This window comes from Streptomyces nogalater (assembly GCF_039532885.1).
GTDB classification, from domain to species: Bacteria; Actinomycetota; Actinomycetes; order Streptomycetales; family Streptomycetaceae; genus Streptomyces; species Streptomyces nogalater.
In genome coordinates, this window is the sequence record NZ_BAAASM010000037.1 from 246,814 (window position 1) to 262,099 (window position 15,286).

Annotated in this window: 12 protein-coding genes and 1 pseudogene; 8 read left to right on the top strand and 5 right to left on the bottom strand. The window is 73.3% G+C overall.

Features of this window, described 5'->3' with window-relative positions; genetic code table 11:
* Positions 1-100 precede the first annotated feature (100 nt).
* Both afsS and afsR read right to left on the bottom strand, forming a co-directional pair.
* Complete coding sequence (afsS, locus tag ABD350_RS26190; protein WP_344350830.1) at positions 101-289, bottom strand: regulatory protein AfsS; 189 nt, start codon at positions 287-289, stop codon at positions 101-103.
* A gap of 221 nt (positions 290-510) precedes the next feature.
* On the bottom strand, positions 511-3,474 hold the full coding sequence (gene afsR, locus ABD350_RS26195) for an SARP-family global regulator AfsR (RefSeq protein ID WP_344350831.1): 2,964 nt from the start codon (positions 3,472-3,474) through the stop codon (positions 511-513).
* A 253-nt stretch (positions 3,475-3,727) separates the two neighbouring features.
* Between afsR and ABD350_RS26200 the strand changes: the two are divergent.
* The 5 genes and pseudogenes from ABD350_RS26200 to ABD350_RS26220 form a co-directional block, all read left to right on the top strand.
* Positions 3,728-3,880 (top strand): annotated as a pseudogene (locus ABD350_RS26200) (LLM class flavin-dependent oxidoreductase); the annotation flags it as partial.
* 120 nt (positions 3,881-4,000) lie between these two features.
* Complete coding sequence (locus ABD350_RS26205) at positions 4,001-4,444, top strand: type VII secretion target (protein WP_344350973.1); 444 nt, start codon at positions 4,001-4,003, stop codon at positions 4,442-4,444.
* 11 nt (positions 4,445-4,455) lie between these two features.
* Positions 4,456-6,069 (top strand): peptidoglycan-binding protein, encoded by a 1,614-nt coding sequence (locus ABD350_RS26210; protein ID WP_344350832.1) that lies wholly within the window; start codon positions 4,456-4,458, stop codon positions 6,067-6,069.
* A 14-nt stretch (positions 6,070-6,083) separates the two neighbouring features.
* Positions 6,084-6,686, top strand: coding sequence for a protease inhibitor I42 family protein (locus tag ABD350_RS26215; RefSeq protein ID WP_344350833.1), 603 nt, complete (start codon positions 6,084-6,086; stop codon positions 6,684-6,686).
* Between the two features lie 23 nt (positions 6,687-6,709).
* On the top strand, positions 6,710-7,123 hold the full coding sequence (locus tag ABD350_RS26220; protein WP_344350834.1) for a hypothetical protein: 414 nt from the start codon (positions 6,710-6,712) through the stop codon (positions 7,121-7,123).
* Here ABD350_RS26220 and ABD350_RS26225 read toward each other — a convergent pair.
* On the bottom strand, positions 7,065-8,483 hold the full coding sequence (locus ABD350_RS26225; RefSeq protein WP_344350835.1) for a CehA/McbA family metallohydrolase: 1,419 nt from the start codon (positions 8,481-8,483) through the stop codon (positions 7,065-7,067). The genes ABD350_RS26220 and ABD350_RS26225 overlap by 59 nt on opposite strands.
* A gap of 143 nt (positions 8,484-8,626) precedes the next feature.
* On the opposite strand from ABD350_RS26225, the gene ABD350_RS26230 reads away from it, so the two are divergent.
* The gene (locus ABD350_RS26230) at positions 8,627-11,212 is read left to right on the top strand and encodes a bifunctional FO biosynthesis protein CofGH (RefSeq protein WP_344350836.1); all 2,586 of its coding nucleotides are present in this window, start codon (positions 8,627-8,629) and stop codon (positions 11,210-11,212) included.
* Between the two features lie 49 nt (positions 11,213-11,261).
* Positions 11,262-11,837 carry a hypothetical protein gene (locus ABD350_RS26235; protein ID WP_344350837.1) on the top strand — a complete coding sequence of 192 codons (576 nt, stop codon included), beginning with the start codon at positions 11,262-11,264 and terminating at the stop codon, positions 11,835-11,837.
* On the opposite strand, the gene ABD350_RS26240 is transcribed toward ABD350_RS26235, so the two are convergent.
* Positions 11,834-12,373, bottom strand: a complete 540-nt coding sequence (locus tag ABD350_RS26240) for a DUF2165 domain-containing protein (protein ID WP_344350838.1) — start codon at positions 12,371-12,373, stop codon at positions 11,834-11,836. The two genes, ABD350_RS26235 and ABD350_RS26240, sit on opposite strands and share 4 nt — an antisense overlap.
* Positions 12,374-12,576: 203 nt before the next feature.
* Between ABD350_RS26240 and ABD350_RS26245 the strand changes: the two genes are divergently transcribed.
* Positions 12,577-13,692: an ADP-ribosylglycohydrolase family protein gene (locus ABD350_RS26245; protein ID WP_344350839.1), complete on the top strand. Its 1,116-nt coding sequence runs from the start codon at positions 12,577-12,579 to the stop codon at positions 13,690-13,692.
* Between the two features lie 7 nt (positions 13,693-13,699).
* Here ABD350_RS26245 and ABD350_RS26250 read toward each other — a convergent pair whose 3' ends face one another.
* The gene (locus ABD350_RS26250) at positions 13,700-15,256 is read right to left on the bottom strand and encodes a sodium:solute symporter family protein (protein ID WP_344350840.1); all 1,557 of its coding nucleotides are present in this window, start codon (positions 15,254-15,256) and stop codon (positions 13,700-13,702) included.
* Positions 15,257-15,286 lie beyond the last annotated feature (30 nt).

Sequence of the window (15,286 nt, forward strand, 5' to 3'; positions counted from 1 at the left end):
CGGACCCCCCAGGCCCGGCCCCTCTGTTCCCCCCGTTTTCCTCGACCGCGGCAACTCCCCCTCCGTGCCGCCGCGGCCGGTCCCCCGTCGGGGTTGTGGCTTACTTGCCGTTCAGGTCCAGGGCCGGACCGGCCGGCATCTGGTTGTCCATCGTGACGATGGGTTCGTTCTTCGCCGCCGGCGGGGCGGGCATCTGGTTGTCCATCGTGACGATGGCATCGTCCGTCGCCGGCGGGGCGGGCATCTGGTTGTCGACTGGCTTGGCGGGCGTGGTCTTCTTCTCGCTCATCGTTCGTACTCCTCTTGCAACGACTGAGGGCTGAGTGAGGAACACCCGTCCGGAAGCTCCCCCGAGTGCCGCCGGACGGGTGTTCGGAGCCGCACCCTAACCTGGTCGACTCACTGTCAGGCCGCCTGCCCCCCGACGCGACGGTCTGACAGGTATGAGAGTGCCGGATGGAGATAAACGATTGCTGAACGTCCGCGCGCGCCGGCCGGCGGGCATGTGGTTCAGGCGGTCGCGATGGGCCGGAGCAGGGCGCGGACCTCGTCGGCCTCCGGAGCGCAGTGCTCTTCGTAGAGCTTGACGGCCTCCGTCCAGCAGGCCTTTGCCCGGTCCACCTGTCCCAGTGTGGAAAGCGCCTGGCCGAGCAGGGTCAGGACGTTACCCCGCATCCGGTCGCCGCCGATGCAGCCGATGGCGAGTGCCTGTTCGGCGTGTTGAGCAGCCCGGGCGGGGAGGTGGGCGGCGAGGTGCGCCTCGGCGATCCTGAAGTGCGTGGTCCCTTCCCACAGCCGCTGCCGGTGGTCCACGAAGATCGTCAGGGCTTCGCTGAACTGGTCCAGTGCCTCGGTGTGCCGGTTGGCCTTGGTCAGAGCCATGCCGAGCGCGTAGTGCCCGTTGGCTAGCCGCATCGTTCTGCCCAGCTCGGCGAGGAGCGCGAGGCCGTGCCGCGCGATGTCGACCGCCCGCGCGATGTTGCCCATGGCGAGGTGGGTGCGGGAGAGGTTGAACAGGGTCGTGGCCTCGCCGGCTCGGTTACCCGCCGCGCTGAAGCCCTCTATGGCCCGGTCGAAGAAGACCTTGCCGTCTTCGTACCGGTGCTGGTGCAGGGAGATGAGCCCGCGGTCGTTGGCCGCCCAGCTGCCCGCCGCGATGTCTCCGGCGGTGGCTGCCCGGTCCATGGCCAGTTGTGCCTCGTCCGCCGCCTGCTGGATACGGCCGGAAACGAGCAGGACATTGGTGAGCGTCGTCCGGGCCCGGCCCTCGGCGCGGGTGTCACCGGCTTCCTGGGCGGCCTTGCACACGGCGATGGCCGTTGCCTCGTACTGACGGGAGTTGGCTCCCGACTCGGCCAGGTCCTTGGCGGCCCACAGGAGGTCGACCCCGCGTCGCAGACGGCTGGTGGGCGCGGACTGACGGACGCAGGCCAGCAGGCACTCGCCTTCGGTGTAGAGCCAGTCCAGCGCCGCGGCCCCTTCCGTGAAGCGCAAGCCCTCGTGTTCCGTCGGCTCCAGGTGATCCACCAGACGGTCCCCCGGGCGCTCGATCGCGTAGATCCCCGCCGCCGTCGCCAGATAGAAGTCCAGCAGCCGCGACATCGCCGCCTCCCGCTCGCTCGGACGGTCCTCGTCGCGTTCCGCGCAGGCTCGGGCGTAGAGGCGGACCAGGTCGTGGAAGCGGTAGCGGTTGGGGGCCGCGGATTCCAGGAGGGAGGTGTCGACCAGGGATTCGAGGAGTTCCTCGGTGTCCTCCGGGGGCAGGTCCAGGACCGCCGCCGCCGCGGCCAGGGAGATGTCGGGGCCGTCGGCCAGGCCGAGGAGGCGGAAGGCGCGGGCCTGGGCCGGCTCCAGCTGGCCGTAGCCCAGTTCGAACGTGGCCTTGACGGCGAGGTCGCCCGCCTGGAGTTCGTCCAGCCGGCGGCGTTCGTCCGCGAGCTTCGCCGCCAGCACCGACACCGTCCACGTGCGGCGGGCCGCCAGGCGGGAGGCGGCGATACGGATGGCCAGGGGCAGGAAGCCGCACGCCGCCACCACGTCCAGCGCGGCCTTCCGCTCCGCCGCCACCCGCTCCTCGCCGACGATCCTGGTGAAGAGGCACAGGGCCTCGTCGGGGGACATCACGTCCAGGTCGACCAGATGGGCACCCGCGAGGTCCAGCATCCGCACCCGGGAGGTCACCAGGGCCGCGCAGCCCTCGGTGCCGGGCAGCAGCGGCCGTACCTGGGCCGCGTCCTTGGCGTTGTCCAGCAGGACCAGCACCCGGCGGCCGTCCAGGACCGAGCGGTACAGCGCCGACCGTTCCTCCAGGGAGTCCGGGATCGCCGTGTCCGCCGTGCCCAGCGCGCGCAGGAAGGAGCCGAGGACGGTCTCCGGCTCCGCCGGGCGCGGGCCCGCGCCCTGGAGGTCGACGTACAGCTGCCCGTCGGGGAAGGCGGACCGCGCGCGGTGGGCCACGTGCACGGCCAGGGTGGTCTTGCCGACGCCGCCGATTCCGGCCAGCGCGGACACCGCCATTACCCGGCCCTCCGCCTCGGACGCGGAGGACAGCACCGCGCTCAGATCCGCGACGAAGGACGCGCGGCCGGTGAAGTCGGGCACCGTGGCCGGCAGCTGGGCCGGCCGGACGGGCGCCGCCGACTGCTCCGTCACCGGTGCCGAGGGCTCCGCCAGGGCCGCGTCCGCCCGCAGGATGCGCTGCTGGAGGTCGCTGAGGCCGGGGCACGGGTCGACACCGAGCTCCTCGGCCAGGAGGCGGCGGGTGTCCGCGTACACCGCCAGCGCCTCCGCCTGCCGGCCGCTGCGGTACAGCGCCAGCATGAGCAGTTCCCGCAGCCGCTCCCGCAGGGGGTGTGCCGCCGTGAGCGCGGTCAGTTCCGAGACCGCCTCGGCGTGGCCGCCCTGCTCCAGGTCCATGTCCAGGCGGGATTCCAGGAGTTGCAGCCGCCACTCCTCCAGACGGGTCCGCTGCGTCTCCGCGTACGGGCCGGGCACCCCGGCCAGCGGCTCGCCGTCCCACAGCGCCAGCGCCTGCCGCAGCAGCTTGCGGGCGGCGCCGAGATCGCCGGCGCCCCGCGCCTTCTCCGCCTCCGCCGCCAGGTCCTGCGCCACCGACACGTCCAGCGCGCCCTCGCCGAGCCCGCGCACGGCGTACCCGCCGGACTCGCTGACCAGGACCCCGGGGTCCAGGATCTTGCGCAGCCGGGACGCGTACGTGCGCACCGCCGCCAGCGCCTGGGGCGGCGGCTCGGTTCCCCACAGCGCGTCGATCAGCTCGGCCGCCGTGGCCGTACGGCCCTCCCGCAGCAGCAGCGCGGCCAGCAGGGCGCGCTGCTGTGGGGAGCCTGTGCCGAGCACCTCCTCGCCGCGCCAGGCCCGCACCGGACCGAGCACGCCGAAGCGCAGCGTGCCGGTCTCCGCGGTGGCCGCGGAGCCGGCGCGCCGCTGCTCGGGTACTCGCGGCCCACCGTCCATGCGTTCGTCCCCCTCGGCATCACGAACAACCCCGTCAGTTTGCCTTGTTCGGGGCGGTTGCGTCAGCCGTGCGAGACGCCGATCACAAGGCGGCGGCCACGGGACACAAGGCCCTCACGCGTTCCACAGGGTCCTCACACCCCTTCGCGCGCCGGGGAGGGTCCGATCGTCCGCTCTTGACGGTCGCCGCGGCCGGCGGTTCACCGTCTCCACACTGTCTGACGCGTCGTCGTGTCCGGTCGGCCGGCCGACTGTGGAGCAGCTGATCGAGGAGGGACTGCTGATCCGCGGCGACCCGGACGAGGTGCCGCGCCGGTGCGAGCGGCGGGAGCGGGCCGGGGCGGACCGGTTGGGCTTCGGGCTGCCGGTGGGGATGCCGAAGGAGGAGACGCTGCGGACGATCCGTCCCGTACGCCGACGCCGACGCCGGCGGTGGGCATGGTGGGGGCGGCTTGCACCCGGACGGCCGTACGAGCGGCGCGTGTTAGCCTCCCGCAGCCAGAGATCAACGCGACGGGGGAGCTCGATGGGCGCGTCTGCGGACGGCTACACGGTCAGGTCCGGCATGACCGGGCAGGCGACGGAACTCGACGGCGCGGGTGACGACGCCGGGCACATAGCCGAGGCGGTCCGCCCCGCCGGGAGCCAGTCCGCGGACACGCTGGGCGGCGACGACTCCGCGGCGGCGTTCGACGCGTTCGCCACCGCCTGGGAGTCGGACGCGACCACGCTGGAGTCGGCGCTGCGCGAACTGGCGGGCAAGGTCCGGCTGGCCAAGGGCGCGTACAAAGGCGCGGACCACACCGTGGCGACCCGCGCCGCGGCCGTCCCCGGGGGCGGCGGCCTCACCACGATGCCCACCCCGGCCGACGGCGGTGCCGTCACCACCATGCCCACCCCGGCGGGTGCCGGTGCCGTGACCACCATGCCCGTGTACGCCGAGCGGCCGTCGGCCCTCTCGCGCTACTGAAGAGGCGGACGATGACCGGGTTCCTCAGCCCGCTGGGCTCTCCGGCGGCCCGCCGCTCCTGGCTGGCCGGCCTGCGCGACAGCATCCCCAGGGCCGCGACCAAGAACGACCTGCTGGACCAGATCGACGGCGCCCTGTTCGCGCCCGCGCCGCAGGGCGACCCGGCGGCCCTGGAGACGCTGGGCAAGCGGTACCGCGGCCAGGTCGACAAGGCCGGCGATCTGCACGACCGGGTGAACAAGGTGGCCCGCAAGGGCCTGCCGGAGGTGTGGACCGGCAAGACGAGCGTCCTCGCCTCCGACGGGGTGGCCGCCGCCGCGCGGGCCGCGACGAGCATGGCCGAGGCGTTCGACGGCGGCGCCAAGGCGCTGTTCACGCTCGCCGACGCCCTCGGCCACGCCCGGCGCCAGGACGCCGAGGGACGCGCCCGGCTGGAGCAGGCCAAGCACCGACTGGGCCCGCGGGAGGGCTTCTTCGACGTCGTCGACCGCATGATCGAGACCGACGAGGAGAAGCAGGCCCTCGCGGAGGCCCGGTCGGTCGCCACCGGTGGTGTCGACCTGATGCACAAGGCCGCCGTCGCCGCGGACGACGCCGTACGCGCCGCCACCCGGGACCTGAACAAGTGGGCGGCCGAGGCCCGCGCCGGGAAGATGCGCACCGGCGGGCTGTCCGCGGTGGACCGGCTGATGCTCGCCGACACCAGCGGCAAGGCCGGCGCCGCCGAGTACAACGAGATCCTCACCGCGGGCGACCTGGAGCGCTCCGGCCGGGCCATGGACCGGCTGCCGGCCGCCGACCGGGCCCGGATGGACCGCCTCCTGGCCGGCGCCGGGTCCCCGCAGGAGAAGGCGTATCTGATGAAGGCCCTCGCCGCGGGCCACAGCGTGGACGACATCGAGACGTTCGGCGGGAAGATCCACGGCAAGGACCCCGCCTGGCTCCAGCAGCACCTGTCCCCGATCGTCACCGAGGGCGACAGCCTCAAGGACGAGGGCGTCGACCCGGGCAGCGGCGCCAACGTCAACACCGACCTGCAGAGCTTCCGCGGCCAGCAGTGGGCCCAGGGCGGCGACGGCCGCGAGGGCACCTGTGTCGCCTCCTCCACCGTCACCGCCCGCGCCATGGTCGACCCCGTCTACGCCCTCTCGCTCACCGGCGGCCCCAGCGGCCAGGAGAACGACCCCGCCGCCTTCCGCCGCCGCCTGGTGGACGAACAGCACCGGGTGCACACCGAGGGCCACGGCGGCGCCGACTGGAACGGCATGGTCCTTGAGGGCAAGACCGAGGTCCTCAACAAGGAGGTCAGCCCCGAGACCGGAAGCGCCTACGAACTGCACGAGGTCCGCGACGCGGACGCCCGGCGCAACGTCCTGCCGGAGATAGAGAAGGCGGTGGCCGAGGGCCGGCCGGTGCCGATCGGCGTCGAGGGCTACGAGGCGGACGGCACCCGGCACGGGCACGCCATGATGATCATCGGCCAGGAGGGTGACAAGCTGGAGATCTACAACCCGTGGGGCCAGACCACCTGGGTCAGCGAGGACGACTTCGTCAACGGCGGCATGGCGAAGGCCAGCGACAGCCAACTGCCCGACGCCTACGCGGTGCACCTGCCCCAGGACTGAGAGACCAACCGACCATGACCTCCCGCACCTCCCCGCTCGCCCCGGCCGCGCTCCTCGCGCTGCTCGCCGTGCTCGCCCTCACCGGCTGCGGCGAGAACGGCACCACCGGCGCGCCCGCCCCCACCGGCGGCGGCACCACCGGCGCGCCCACCGCCACCGGCACCGGCACCGCGCGGCCCGCACCGAGCGGCAGCGGCGGCACCGAGTACGGCGTCGAGCGGCGCGACATCACCGTGCGGCCGGGCGAGAGCTTTTCCCTCACCGTCCCGTCGGCCCCCACCCTCGGCGAGCACTGGTACCTGGCCGACCCGCGGCCCGACCCGGCGGTGCTGGCGCACCGGGGCGAGCACACCACCGGCGAGCACGGCCGGGCCGCCGGCAGCACCGGTTCCACCCGCTCCTTCGACTTCACCGCGCTGGCCGGGGGCCGTACGACGGTACGGCTGCTGCACTGCCCGCTGCACACGTGCACCGGACCCGGCCCCGACGACCGCTCCACCCTGGGCCCCGCCCCCAGCGGCTCGGGCTCCCCGTCCCCGTACCCCACGCTGACCGCCGACCCGCACTCCCACGGCGCCGGCGCCGGTTTCTACGTCTTCACGATCACCGTCCGCTGACCCGGACCGGAACCGAGGCCCGTATGCCCCCTTCGCCCGACCCCCGCACCGATGACGAGGTCCTGGCCGCCACCGACGTCGCCGTCCTGCTGCGCTACGGCCTGGTCCAGGACGCGTTCCGCACCGCCCTGTTCGGCGACGGGGCCGTGGCCGCCGCGGTCACCCTGGACCGGCTCGGCGTGCTGCCCCGCTCGCTGGTGTTCCTCGCCGGGATCGTCCGGGCGGGCGGGCTCGGGTACGCCGCCGGGCTGCCCGAGCCGCTGCCGTCGCCGGAACCGGCCGCGCTGCTGCGGGAGTGGCTGGACGGCGCCGCGCGCACCGCCGCCACCCCCGAGGCCGAGGAGCGCGCCGCCCGCTGGCTGGAGGCGGTCGCCGAGATCATCGCGCTGCGCCGGGCCACCCGCCGCCGACCGGCCCGAGGAAGACCGGGTTGGTGAACGCGGCCATCGCCCCCGGCACCGGCCCCAGCGCCGTCTCGTGCCGCACCTCGGCCCGGACGTAGGCCGCGCGGGCGGGGGAGGTGTGCCACTCCACGGTCCCCGTGCCGGACACCGGCAACGGCTCGCCGGTGAACACCAGGCCCTGGTCGGTGAGGAACCGCACCGCGCAGCGCGGCGCCCCCGACACCTGAAGCCGCACGGTCACCGGGGTGTCCGGGGCCACCGCCAGCCGTTCCCCGATCCCGGCCCGCCCGCCCCCCTCCGCCGTGACGGAGAAGTCCAGCGAGACATGGCGCGACTCGGCCACGTAGGACCGCCCGGCCCGCAGCCCCTCCTGGATCGCCTCCCGGGTCAGGCCGTCGGCGAGGACGACGGTCTGGGGATGCCCGACCACGTCCGGATCGCGGTGGGCGTCGCTGTTGCCCATCGCGGGCAGCCAGGCCCGCTCGCCCCGCGCCGCCGCCACCAGCCGTGTGTCCCAGCCGGCGAGCGCCAGTTCGTCGTCGGGCGTCCACACCCCGTTCCACACCTCCACGGCGTCCGCCTCCGCGAACCCGAACCGCCAGGAGCAGCCCACGCAGTCGCCGTGCGGATGGGCCGGTACGACCAGGCCGCCGGCCCGTCGGATGGCCCGCGCGAAGTGCGCCCAGCGGCCGTCCCGGGCCCGGTAGCGCCAGTCGACGAAGGTGCCCGGGTCGGTGCCGAGCGCGAGCACGTGCCCGTTGCGGGTGGTGACCTCCTCGCCGAGCAGCACCAGCAGGTCGTCGCCGGCCGCGCCGGCCCAGTGGGGGTGCGAGGCGTTGGTGTTGTGGTCGGAGCTGTTGAGGAAGTCCAGCCCGGCGGCGCGGGCCAGCGCCGCGATCTCGGCGGGGGTGCGGCGGCCGTCGGAGTGCCAGGAGTGCAGATGGCAGTCGCCCCGGTACCAGTCCCGCCCCCGCCCCCGGGCCCGGCCGGGCGGGTACACCGGTTCGGGGGTCTTCGCGGCCGCCCCTGCCGTCAGGGTGACGGTGACCTCGTAGGCCAGACCCTGCGGGGCCACGGTGTAGGGGCCGAGGGCGATGTGCCAGGTGCCGGGGGTGAGCGGGCCGGCAAGGTAGCTGGGGGTCGCCGCGTCGGCCCGCACGAAGAACTCGCTGCGCGCCCCGCCCGACCATCCCCTGAACCCCCGCCCGCCGACCTCGGTCCCGCGCGGGTCGAACAGCCCGATGTCCAGCGCGTTGCCGGGGGTGCCGGGCGGGACGGGGGGTTTGTCGTAGGTGTAGTGGACGTTCAACTCGCCGACGCCGGGCGGGACGTCGAACGGCAGGTAGACGAAGTCCGGGGAGCCCGGTGCGAAGGTGCCGCGCAAGGTCGTCACACGCCCACGGTAGGTGCCTTCAAGGGGCGAGGGGAACGGCGCGACCGGCCACAAGCCACCCCGCGCGCACCCCCGGCGGGAACCCGCCCTCCTCGGCGCCCCACCCTCCTCGGCGTTGATCACCGCGACCGTATGCTCAAGAGATGACGACTTCCGCGACCTCCGGAACCGGCCCCACCGAGAACTCCATGCGTCGCGCCCTCAAACGTGCCCGGGACGGCGTCGCCCTCGACGTCGCCGAGGCGGCGGTGCTCCTCCAGGCACGCGGTGCGGACCTGACGGACCTCGCCGCCTCCGCCGCCCGGGTGCGGGACGCGGGCCTGGAGGCGGCGGGCAGGCCCGGCGTCATCACGTACTCCAAGAGCGTCTTCATCCCGCTCACCCGGCTGTGCCGGGACAAGTGCCACTACTGCACCTTCGCCACCGTCCCCGGCAAGCTGCGCCGCGCCGGCCACGGGATGTTCCTGTCCCCTGACGAGGTGCTGGACATCGCCCGCAAGGGTGCCGCCCTCGGCTGCAAGGAAGCCCTGATCACCCTCGGCGACAAGCCGGAGGACCGCTGGCCCGAGGCGCGCGAGTGGCTGGACGCGCACGGCTACGACGACACCATCGCCTACGTCCGCGCCATCTCCATCCGCGTCCTGGAGGAGACCGGCCTGCTGCCCCACCTGAACCCGGGCGTCATGACGTGGACGGACTTCCAGCGGCTGAAGCCGGTCGCGCCGAGCATGGGCATGATGCTGGAGACGACCGCGACCCGGCTGTGGTCCGAGCCCGGCGGCCCGCACCACGGCTCCCCGGACAAGGAGCCGGCCGTCCGGCTGCGCGTCCTGGAGGACGCCGGCCGCTCCTCCGTGCCGTTCACCTCCGGCCTGCTGATCGGCATCGGCGAGACGTACGAGGAGCGCGCGGAGTCGTTGTTCGCGCTGCGCAAGGTAGCCCGCGCCTACCACGGCATCCAGGAGCTGATCATCCAGAACTTCCGCGCCAAGCCGGACACGGCGATGCGCGGCATGCCGGACGCCGAACTGGACGACCTGGTCGCCACGGTGGCCGTCGCCCGGCACATCATGGGCCCGAGCGCCTGCCTCCAGGCCCCGCCGAACCTGGTCGACGCGGAGTACGAGCGGCTGATCGGCGCCGGCATCGACGACTGGGGCGGGGTCTCCCCGCTGACCATCGACCACGTCAACCCCGAGCGCCCCTGGCCGCAGATCGAGGAACTCACCGAGCGGTCCCGGGCGGCCGGCTTCGAGCTGCGCGAACGCCTGTGCGTGTACCCGGAGTTCGTGCGCCGGGGCGAGCCCTGGCTGGACCCGCGGCTGCGCCCGCACGTGTCCGCCCTCGCCGACCCGGAGACGGGCCTGGCCCTGCCGGACGCGGTCGTCGAGGGGCGGCCCTGGCAGGAACCGGAGGAGGTGTTCACCGCCACCGGCCGCACCGACCTCAACACGGCCATCGACAGCGAGGGCCGCACCGGCGACCGGCGCGCCGACTTCGACGAGGTCTACGGCGACTGGGAGGCCCTGCGCGAGGCGGCGGCCCCGGGGATGGTCCCGGAGCGGATCGACGCCGATGTGCGCGAGGCGCTGCGCACGGCCGCCGACGACCCGACCCGGCTGACCGACGCCGAGGCCCTGGCCCTGCTGCACGCGGACGGCCCGGCGCTGGACGCGCTGTGCCGGGTGGCCGACGACGTGCGCAGGTCGGCGGTCGGCGACGACGTCACCTACATCGTCACCCGCAACATCAACTTCACCAACGTCTGCTACACCGGCTGCCGGTTCTGCGCCTTCGCCCAGCGCCGCACGGACGCCGACGCCTACACGCTGTCGCTGGAGCAGGTGGCGGACCGCGCCCAGCAGGCCTGGGAGGTCGGCGCGGTCGAGGTGTGCATGCAGGGCGGCATCCACCCCGACCTGCCCGGGACGGCGTACTTCGACATCGCCAGGGCGGTGAAGGAGCGCGTGCCGGGCATGCATGTGCACGCCTTCTCGCCGATGGAGGTGGTCAACGGCGCGACCCGCACCGGTCTGTCGGTCCGCGAGTGGCTGACGGCCGCCAAGGAGGCGGGCCTGGACTCCATCCCCGGCACGGCGGCGGAGATCCTGGACGACGAGGTCCGCTGGGTGCTCACCAAGGGCAAGCTGCCCACGGCCACCTGGATCGAGGTGATCAGGACCGCGCACGAGCTGGGCATCCGCTCGTCGTCCACGATGATGTACGGCCATGTGGACCAGCCCCGGCACTGGCTCGGCCATCTGCGCACGCTGGCCGGCATCCAGCGGGAGACGGGCGGCTTCACCGAGTTCGTCACCCTGCCGTTCATCCACACCAACGCCCCGGTGTACCTGGCGGGGATCGCCCGTCCGGGGCCGACCCTGCGGGACAACCGGGCGGTGACGGCGATGGCCCGGCTCCTGCTCCACCCCTGGATCCCCAACATCCAGACAAGCTGGGTGAAATTGGGCACGGAGGGGGCGGCGGAGATGCTCCGCTCCGGCGCGAACGACCTCGGCGGCACCCTGATGGAGGAGACGATCTCCCGCATGGCGGGCTCCTCCTACGGCTCGTACAAGTCGGTCCGCGACCTGATCGCGGTGGCGGAGGCGGCCGGCCGCCCGGCGAGGCCGCGCACCACCCTCTACGGCGAGGTCCCCGAGGAGCGGGTACGGGCCGCCGAGGCGTCCGACGGGCACCTGCCGGAGCTGCTGCCGGTCCTGGACTGAGTACGATTGTCCGACCCCCGATGCTGGACGGGGCCCCGTAGCGGAGGAGATGCGTCCCGTGGCTGCCCGACTGCCCTCCTGGGCCTGGGTCACCGGTCTGACGACGGGGGCGACCGCGGTCGTCGTCGCCCTCGCCGTACAGGCGGACGCCGGGCCGCATCCCACGGCCGCCGCCGTGGCCCGGCCCGGCGCGTCGGCGTCGGCGAGCCCGCACGCGTCCGCGCCGGCGTCCCTCCCGCAGGAGCCCGCGCTGCCGGACGACTCCGGCGACGGCCGCCGGATCGTGTACTCGGTGGGCGCCAAGCGGGTGTGGCTGGTCGACGCGACCGGCAAGCCGATCCGCACGTTCCCGGTGTGGCCGGGCACGGTCGACCCGCGGCCCGGCCGCTACTCGGTCATCAAGCGCACCCAGTCCCTCAAGGGCTCGGACGGCGTGGAGATCGAGCACGTCATGTACTTCACCACGGCGGACGGCGTGAACGTCGCCTTCTCCAACGCGCTGGACGGTTCCTCCCCGCCCCCCGCGAACGGCCAGAAGCTGGGCGGCATCCGGCTGCACAAGGAGGACGGGGCCGCGCTGTGGTCCTTCGGCGACCAGGGCACCCGGGTCGCGGTCGTCGACTAGCGTCCGTCCCCGTCCCCGCCCCCTGTCTCGGTCTCCGTGCGCGGCTGCCGGGCGGGGAGCTGGTTGACGATCAGCGCGACCCCGCTGATCAGGAAGATCCGGGTCGCCGCCTCCAGTCCGTTCCAGGACTCGGACTGCCACATGGCGAACCACTCCCCGCCGATGGCGATGAACCCGCCGCCGAACAGCAGCATCAGCATCAGCAGCCCGTAGGTGGACCAGCGCCGCGCGGAATCGTCCCTGCCGCGCGCCCACAGCGACGTCCCCCAGATCAGCAGCAGGGCCGCCACGCTCTCCCAGACGATGATCAGCACGTACGCGGCGTCCTCCAGGGCCGTGCTCGTCACGGCCCGCCACTTCAGGTCGCCGTCCTTGAACGTCGTGTCCATCGACAGCACATGCCGGACGTAACTCTGGTTGGTGCCGAAGTCGGTGATGTTCCCGAAGGCGACCAGGGTGATGTAGAGGGCGAGTATGCCGGTGAGCACCCCGGCGGCGAGCCGGAGGCCGGTGGGGCGGGTGGGAGTGGTGGTCATGACTGGATTCTCTCCTGGCCAACACCGGCCCCGTGCACGGGGATTGAGCCAGAGGGCCGGTGAACCGCGGGGAGCGCCGGGGCGAACGTGGCCGGTCCGCCGGACAACGCCCCGTGGAGGCGGTTTTGTCCCGCTGAACGGGCCGTTCCCGGTCGATTACAGTGCTGCGCGTCGTACAGGCGGGCGGTGCCAGGGGAGGTCTGGTGGGGGTGACGACCGGTGCCGTCTGGGGCCGTGCCGAACAACAGGACTATCGCAGCAGGGTGCGCGGCACCCTGCTCGGGGTCGCGGTGGGCGACGCGCTCGGCGGACCCGTGGACGCCCTCTCCCTGCCGGAGATACGGGCCGCGTACGGCGATGAGGGGCTGCTCGACCTGGCCTTCGGGCACGGCCGCCGCGGCAGCGTCACCCACCACACCCAGCTGACCCTGTTCACCGTGGACGGGCTGATACGCGCCCAGGTACGGCGGGACACCGGCGCCTGGCACCCGCCGACCGATCTGCACCGGGCGTATCTGCGCTGGGCGGCGACCCAGCGGGACTGGGGCCCCGACGAACGCCGCGCGGAGGACGGCTGGCTGGCCCGCGAGGAGTGGCTGTACGCCCGCCGCGGCCCCACCCGCGCGCTGCTCATCGGGTTCGGCGACCGGACCATGGGCACGCTGGAGTCCCCCAAGAACCCCGACGAGCCGGGCCCCGAGGCGGTCGCCCGCTCGGCCCCCTTCGGACTGCTCGTCGGCTGGGAGCCGCAACTCGTCGTGCAACTGGCCGTGGAGTGCGCGGCCCAGACCCACGGCCATCCCGTCGCCTGCCTCTCGGCGGGCGCGTACGCCGTGATCGTGCACGCGCTGGCCCGGGGCGACAGCCTGGACGGCGCCGTGCGGCGGGCGCTCGCCCTGCTCGCCGCCCGTCCCGGCCACCAGCCGGTCTCCGACGCCCTGCGGCGCGCCCTCGGCGCGGTACGGCAGGGCGTGCCGGCCCCGGCCCGGGTGGAGGAGCTGGCCGGCGACGGCACGGCGGACGGGCTGCTGGCCGCGTCCGTCTACTGCGCGCTGGTGGGGGAGGACGTACGGCACGGGCTGTGCCTCGCGGTCAACCAGAGCGGCCCGTCGGCGGCGGCCGGCGCCCTCACCGGGGGGCTCCTCGGCGCCCTGCACGGCGAAACGGCCCTCCCCCCGGCCTGGCTGGCCGAACTGGAGGGCCGTCCCACGCTCCTCGAACTCGCCGACGACTTCGCGATGGAGATGACCCAGGGCCCGGCCCTGCACGGACCCGCGGGGACGTCCCCGGGCTGGCTGGCGCGGTACCCGCGGGCGTGAGGCGCCCCTACGGCGCTCCCACCACGCCGTCGCCCGCCTTGGCCGGTGCCGGGACCGCCGTCCCGTCGCTGTCGGTGTTCACCTTCTCGATGACGGCCAGCCGCTCCGGTGTGTCCTCCGGCTTCAGGTAACCGATCAGGACGTACAGGACCAGGGAGACCGCGAGCGGCACCGAGACCTGGTACTGGAGCGGCACACCGCCGTCCACGTTCCAGCTGATGGGGTAGTTGACCAGCCAGAAGGCCAGCAGGCCCGCCGCCCAGCTGGTGAGCGCCGCCGTCGGCCCGGAGCGGCGGAACGCGCGCAGCAGCCCGAGCATCATCGGGATCGCGATCGGTCCCATCAGCCCCGCCACCCACTTGATGACGACCGTGATGATGTCCTTGAACGCGGGGGAGTTGACCTGGGTCGCGACCGCCATGGACAGACCGAGGAAGACGACCGTGGTGACCCGGGCCGCGATCAGCCCCGAACGCTCGCCCCAGCCCCGCGCCCTGGCCGACAGCACCGGCGCGAGGTCCCGGGTGAAGACCGCCGCGATCGCGTTGGCGTCGGAGGAGCACATGGCCATGGTGTGGGAGAAGAACCCGACGATGACCAGGCCCAGCAGCCCGTGCGGCAGCAGCTGCTCGGTCATCAGCGCGTAGGAGTCGGAGCCGTCCGGCTTCTGCGCCCGCACCAGCAGCGGGGACATCCACATGGGGAAGAACAGGACGACCGGCCAGACCAGCCACAGGATCGCCGACAGCCGGGCCGAGCGTTCGGCCTGGTGGGCGGTGCCGGTGGCCATGTAGCGCTGGGCCTGGTTCAGCATGCCGCCGTTGTACTCGAAGAGCTTGATGAACAGGAACGCCAGCAGGAACACCGTGCTGTACGGGCCGACCAGCGGTTTCTCGTGGCCGTGCAGCGCGGGCTCGTCCCAGGCCCCGAGGAAGCCGATGTTCTTCTCGTTCAGCTTCACCACGACCGCGATGAACATGGACAGCCCGGCCAGTAGCTGGATGACGAACTGCCCGAGCTCGGTCAGCGCGTCCGCCCACAGGCCGCCGATCGTGCAGTAGACGGCGGTGATCGCGCCGGTGATGAGGATCCCCTGGTTCAGCGAGACCCCGGTGAACACCGACAGCAGTGTGGCGATCGCCGCCCACTTGGCGCCCACGTCCACGATCTTCAACAGCATGCCGGACCAGGCGAGCGCCTGCTGGGTCGGCAGGTCGTAGCGGTTCTTCAGGTACTCCAGCGGGGAGGCCACATGGAGCCGGGAGCGCAGCCGGTTGATGCGCGGCGCGAACAGCTTCGACCCGATGGCTATGCCGAGCGCGATGGGAAAGGACCAGGTGATGAAGGAGGTGACGCCGTAGGTGTAGGCGATGCCCGCGTACCCGGTGAACATCACCGCGCTGTAGCCCGACATGTGGTGCGAGATGCCGGACAGCCACCAGGGCATCTTGCCGCCGGCTGTGAAGAAGTCCGAGACGTTGTCCACGCGCTTGTGCGACCAGACACCGATCGCGACCATCACGCCGAAGTAGCCGATGAGCACGGCCCAGTCGAGACTGTTCATGTGCTCGATCGTGGTTCCGCTCACATGAAC

Excerpts from the sequence above, each read along its gene's own strand:
- afsS (WP_344350830.1), bottom strand. The coding sequence starts at position 289 with ATGAGCGAGAAGAAGACCACGCCCGCCAAGCCAGTCGACAACCAGATG.
- afsR (WP_344350831.1), bottom strand. The coding sequence starts at position 3,474 with ATGGACGGTGGGCCGCGAGTACCCGAGCAGCGGCGCGCCGGCTCCGCG.
- ABD350_RS26205 (WP_344350973.1), top strand. The coding sequence starts at position 4,001 with ATGGGCGCGTCTGCGGACGGCTACACGGTCAGGTCCGGCATGACCGGG.
- ABD350_RS26210 (WP_344350832.1), top strand. The coding sequence starts at position 4,456 with ATGACCGGGTTCCTCAGCCCGCTGGGCTCTCCGGCGGCCCGCCGCTCC.
- ABD350_RS26215 (WP_344350833.1), top strand. The coding sequence starts at position 6,084 with ATGACCTCCCGCACCTCCCCGCTCGCCCCGGCCGCGCTCCTCGCGCTG.
- ABD350_RS26220 (WP_344350834.1), top strand. The coding sequence starts at position 6,710 with ATGCCCCCTTCGCCCGACCCCCGCACCGATGACGAGGTCCTGGCCGCC.
- ABD350_RS26230 (WP_344350836.1), top strand. The coding sequence starts at position 8,627 with ATGACGACTTCCGCGACCTCCGGAACCGGCCCCACCGAGAACTCCATG.
- ABD350_RS26235 (WP_344350837.1), top strand. The coding sequence starts at position 11,262 with ATGCGTCCCGTGGCTGCCCGACTGCCCTCCTGGGCCTGGGTCACCGGT.
- ABD350_RS26240 (WP_344350838.1), bottom strand. The coding sequence starts at position 12,373 with ATGACCACCACTCCCACCCGCCCCACCGGCCTCCGGCTCGCCGCCGGG.
- ABD350_RS26250 (WP_344350840.1), bottom strand. The coding sequence starts at position 15,256 with ATGAACAGTCTCGACTGGGCCGTGCTCATCGGCTACTTCGGCGTGATG.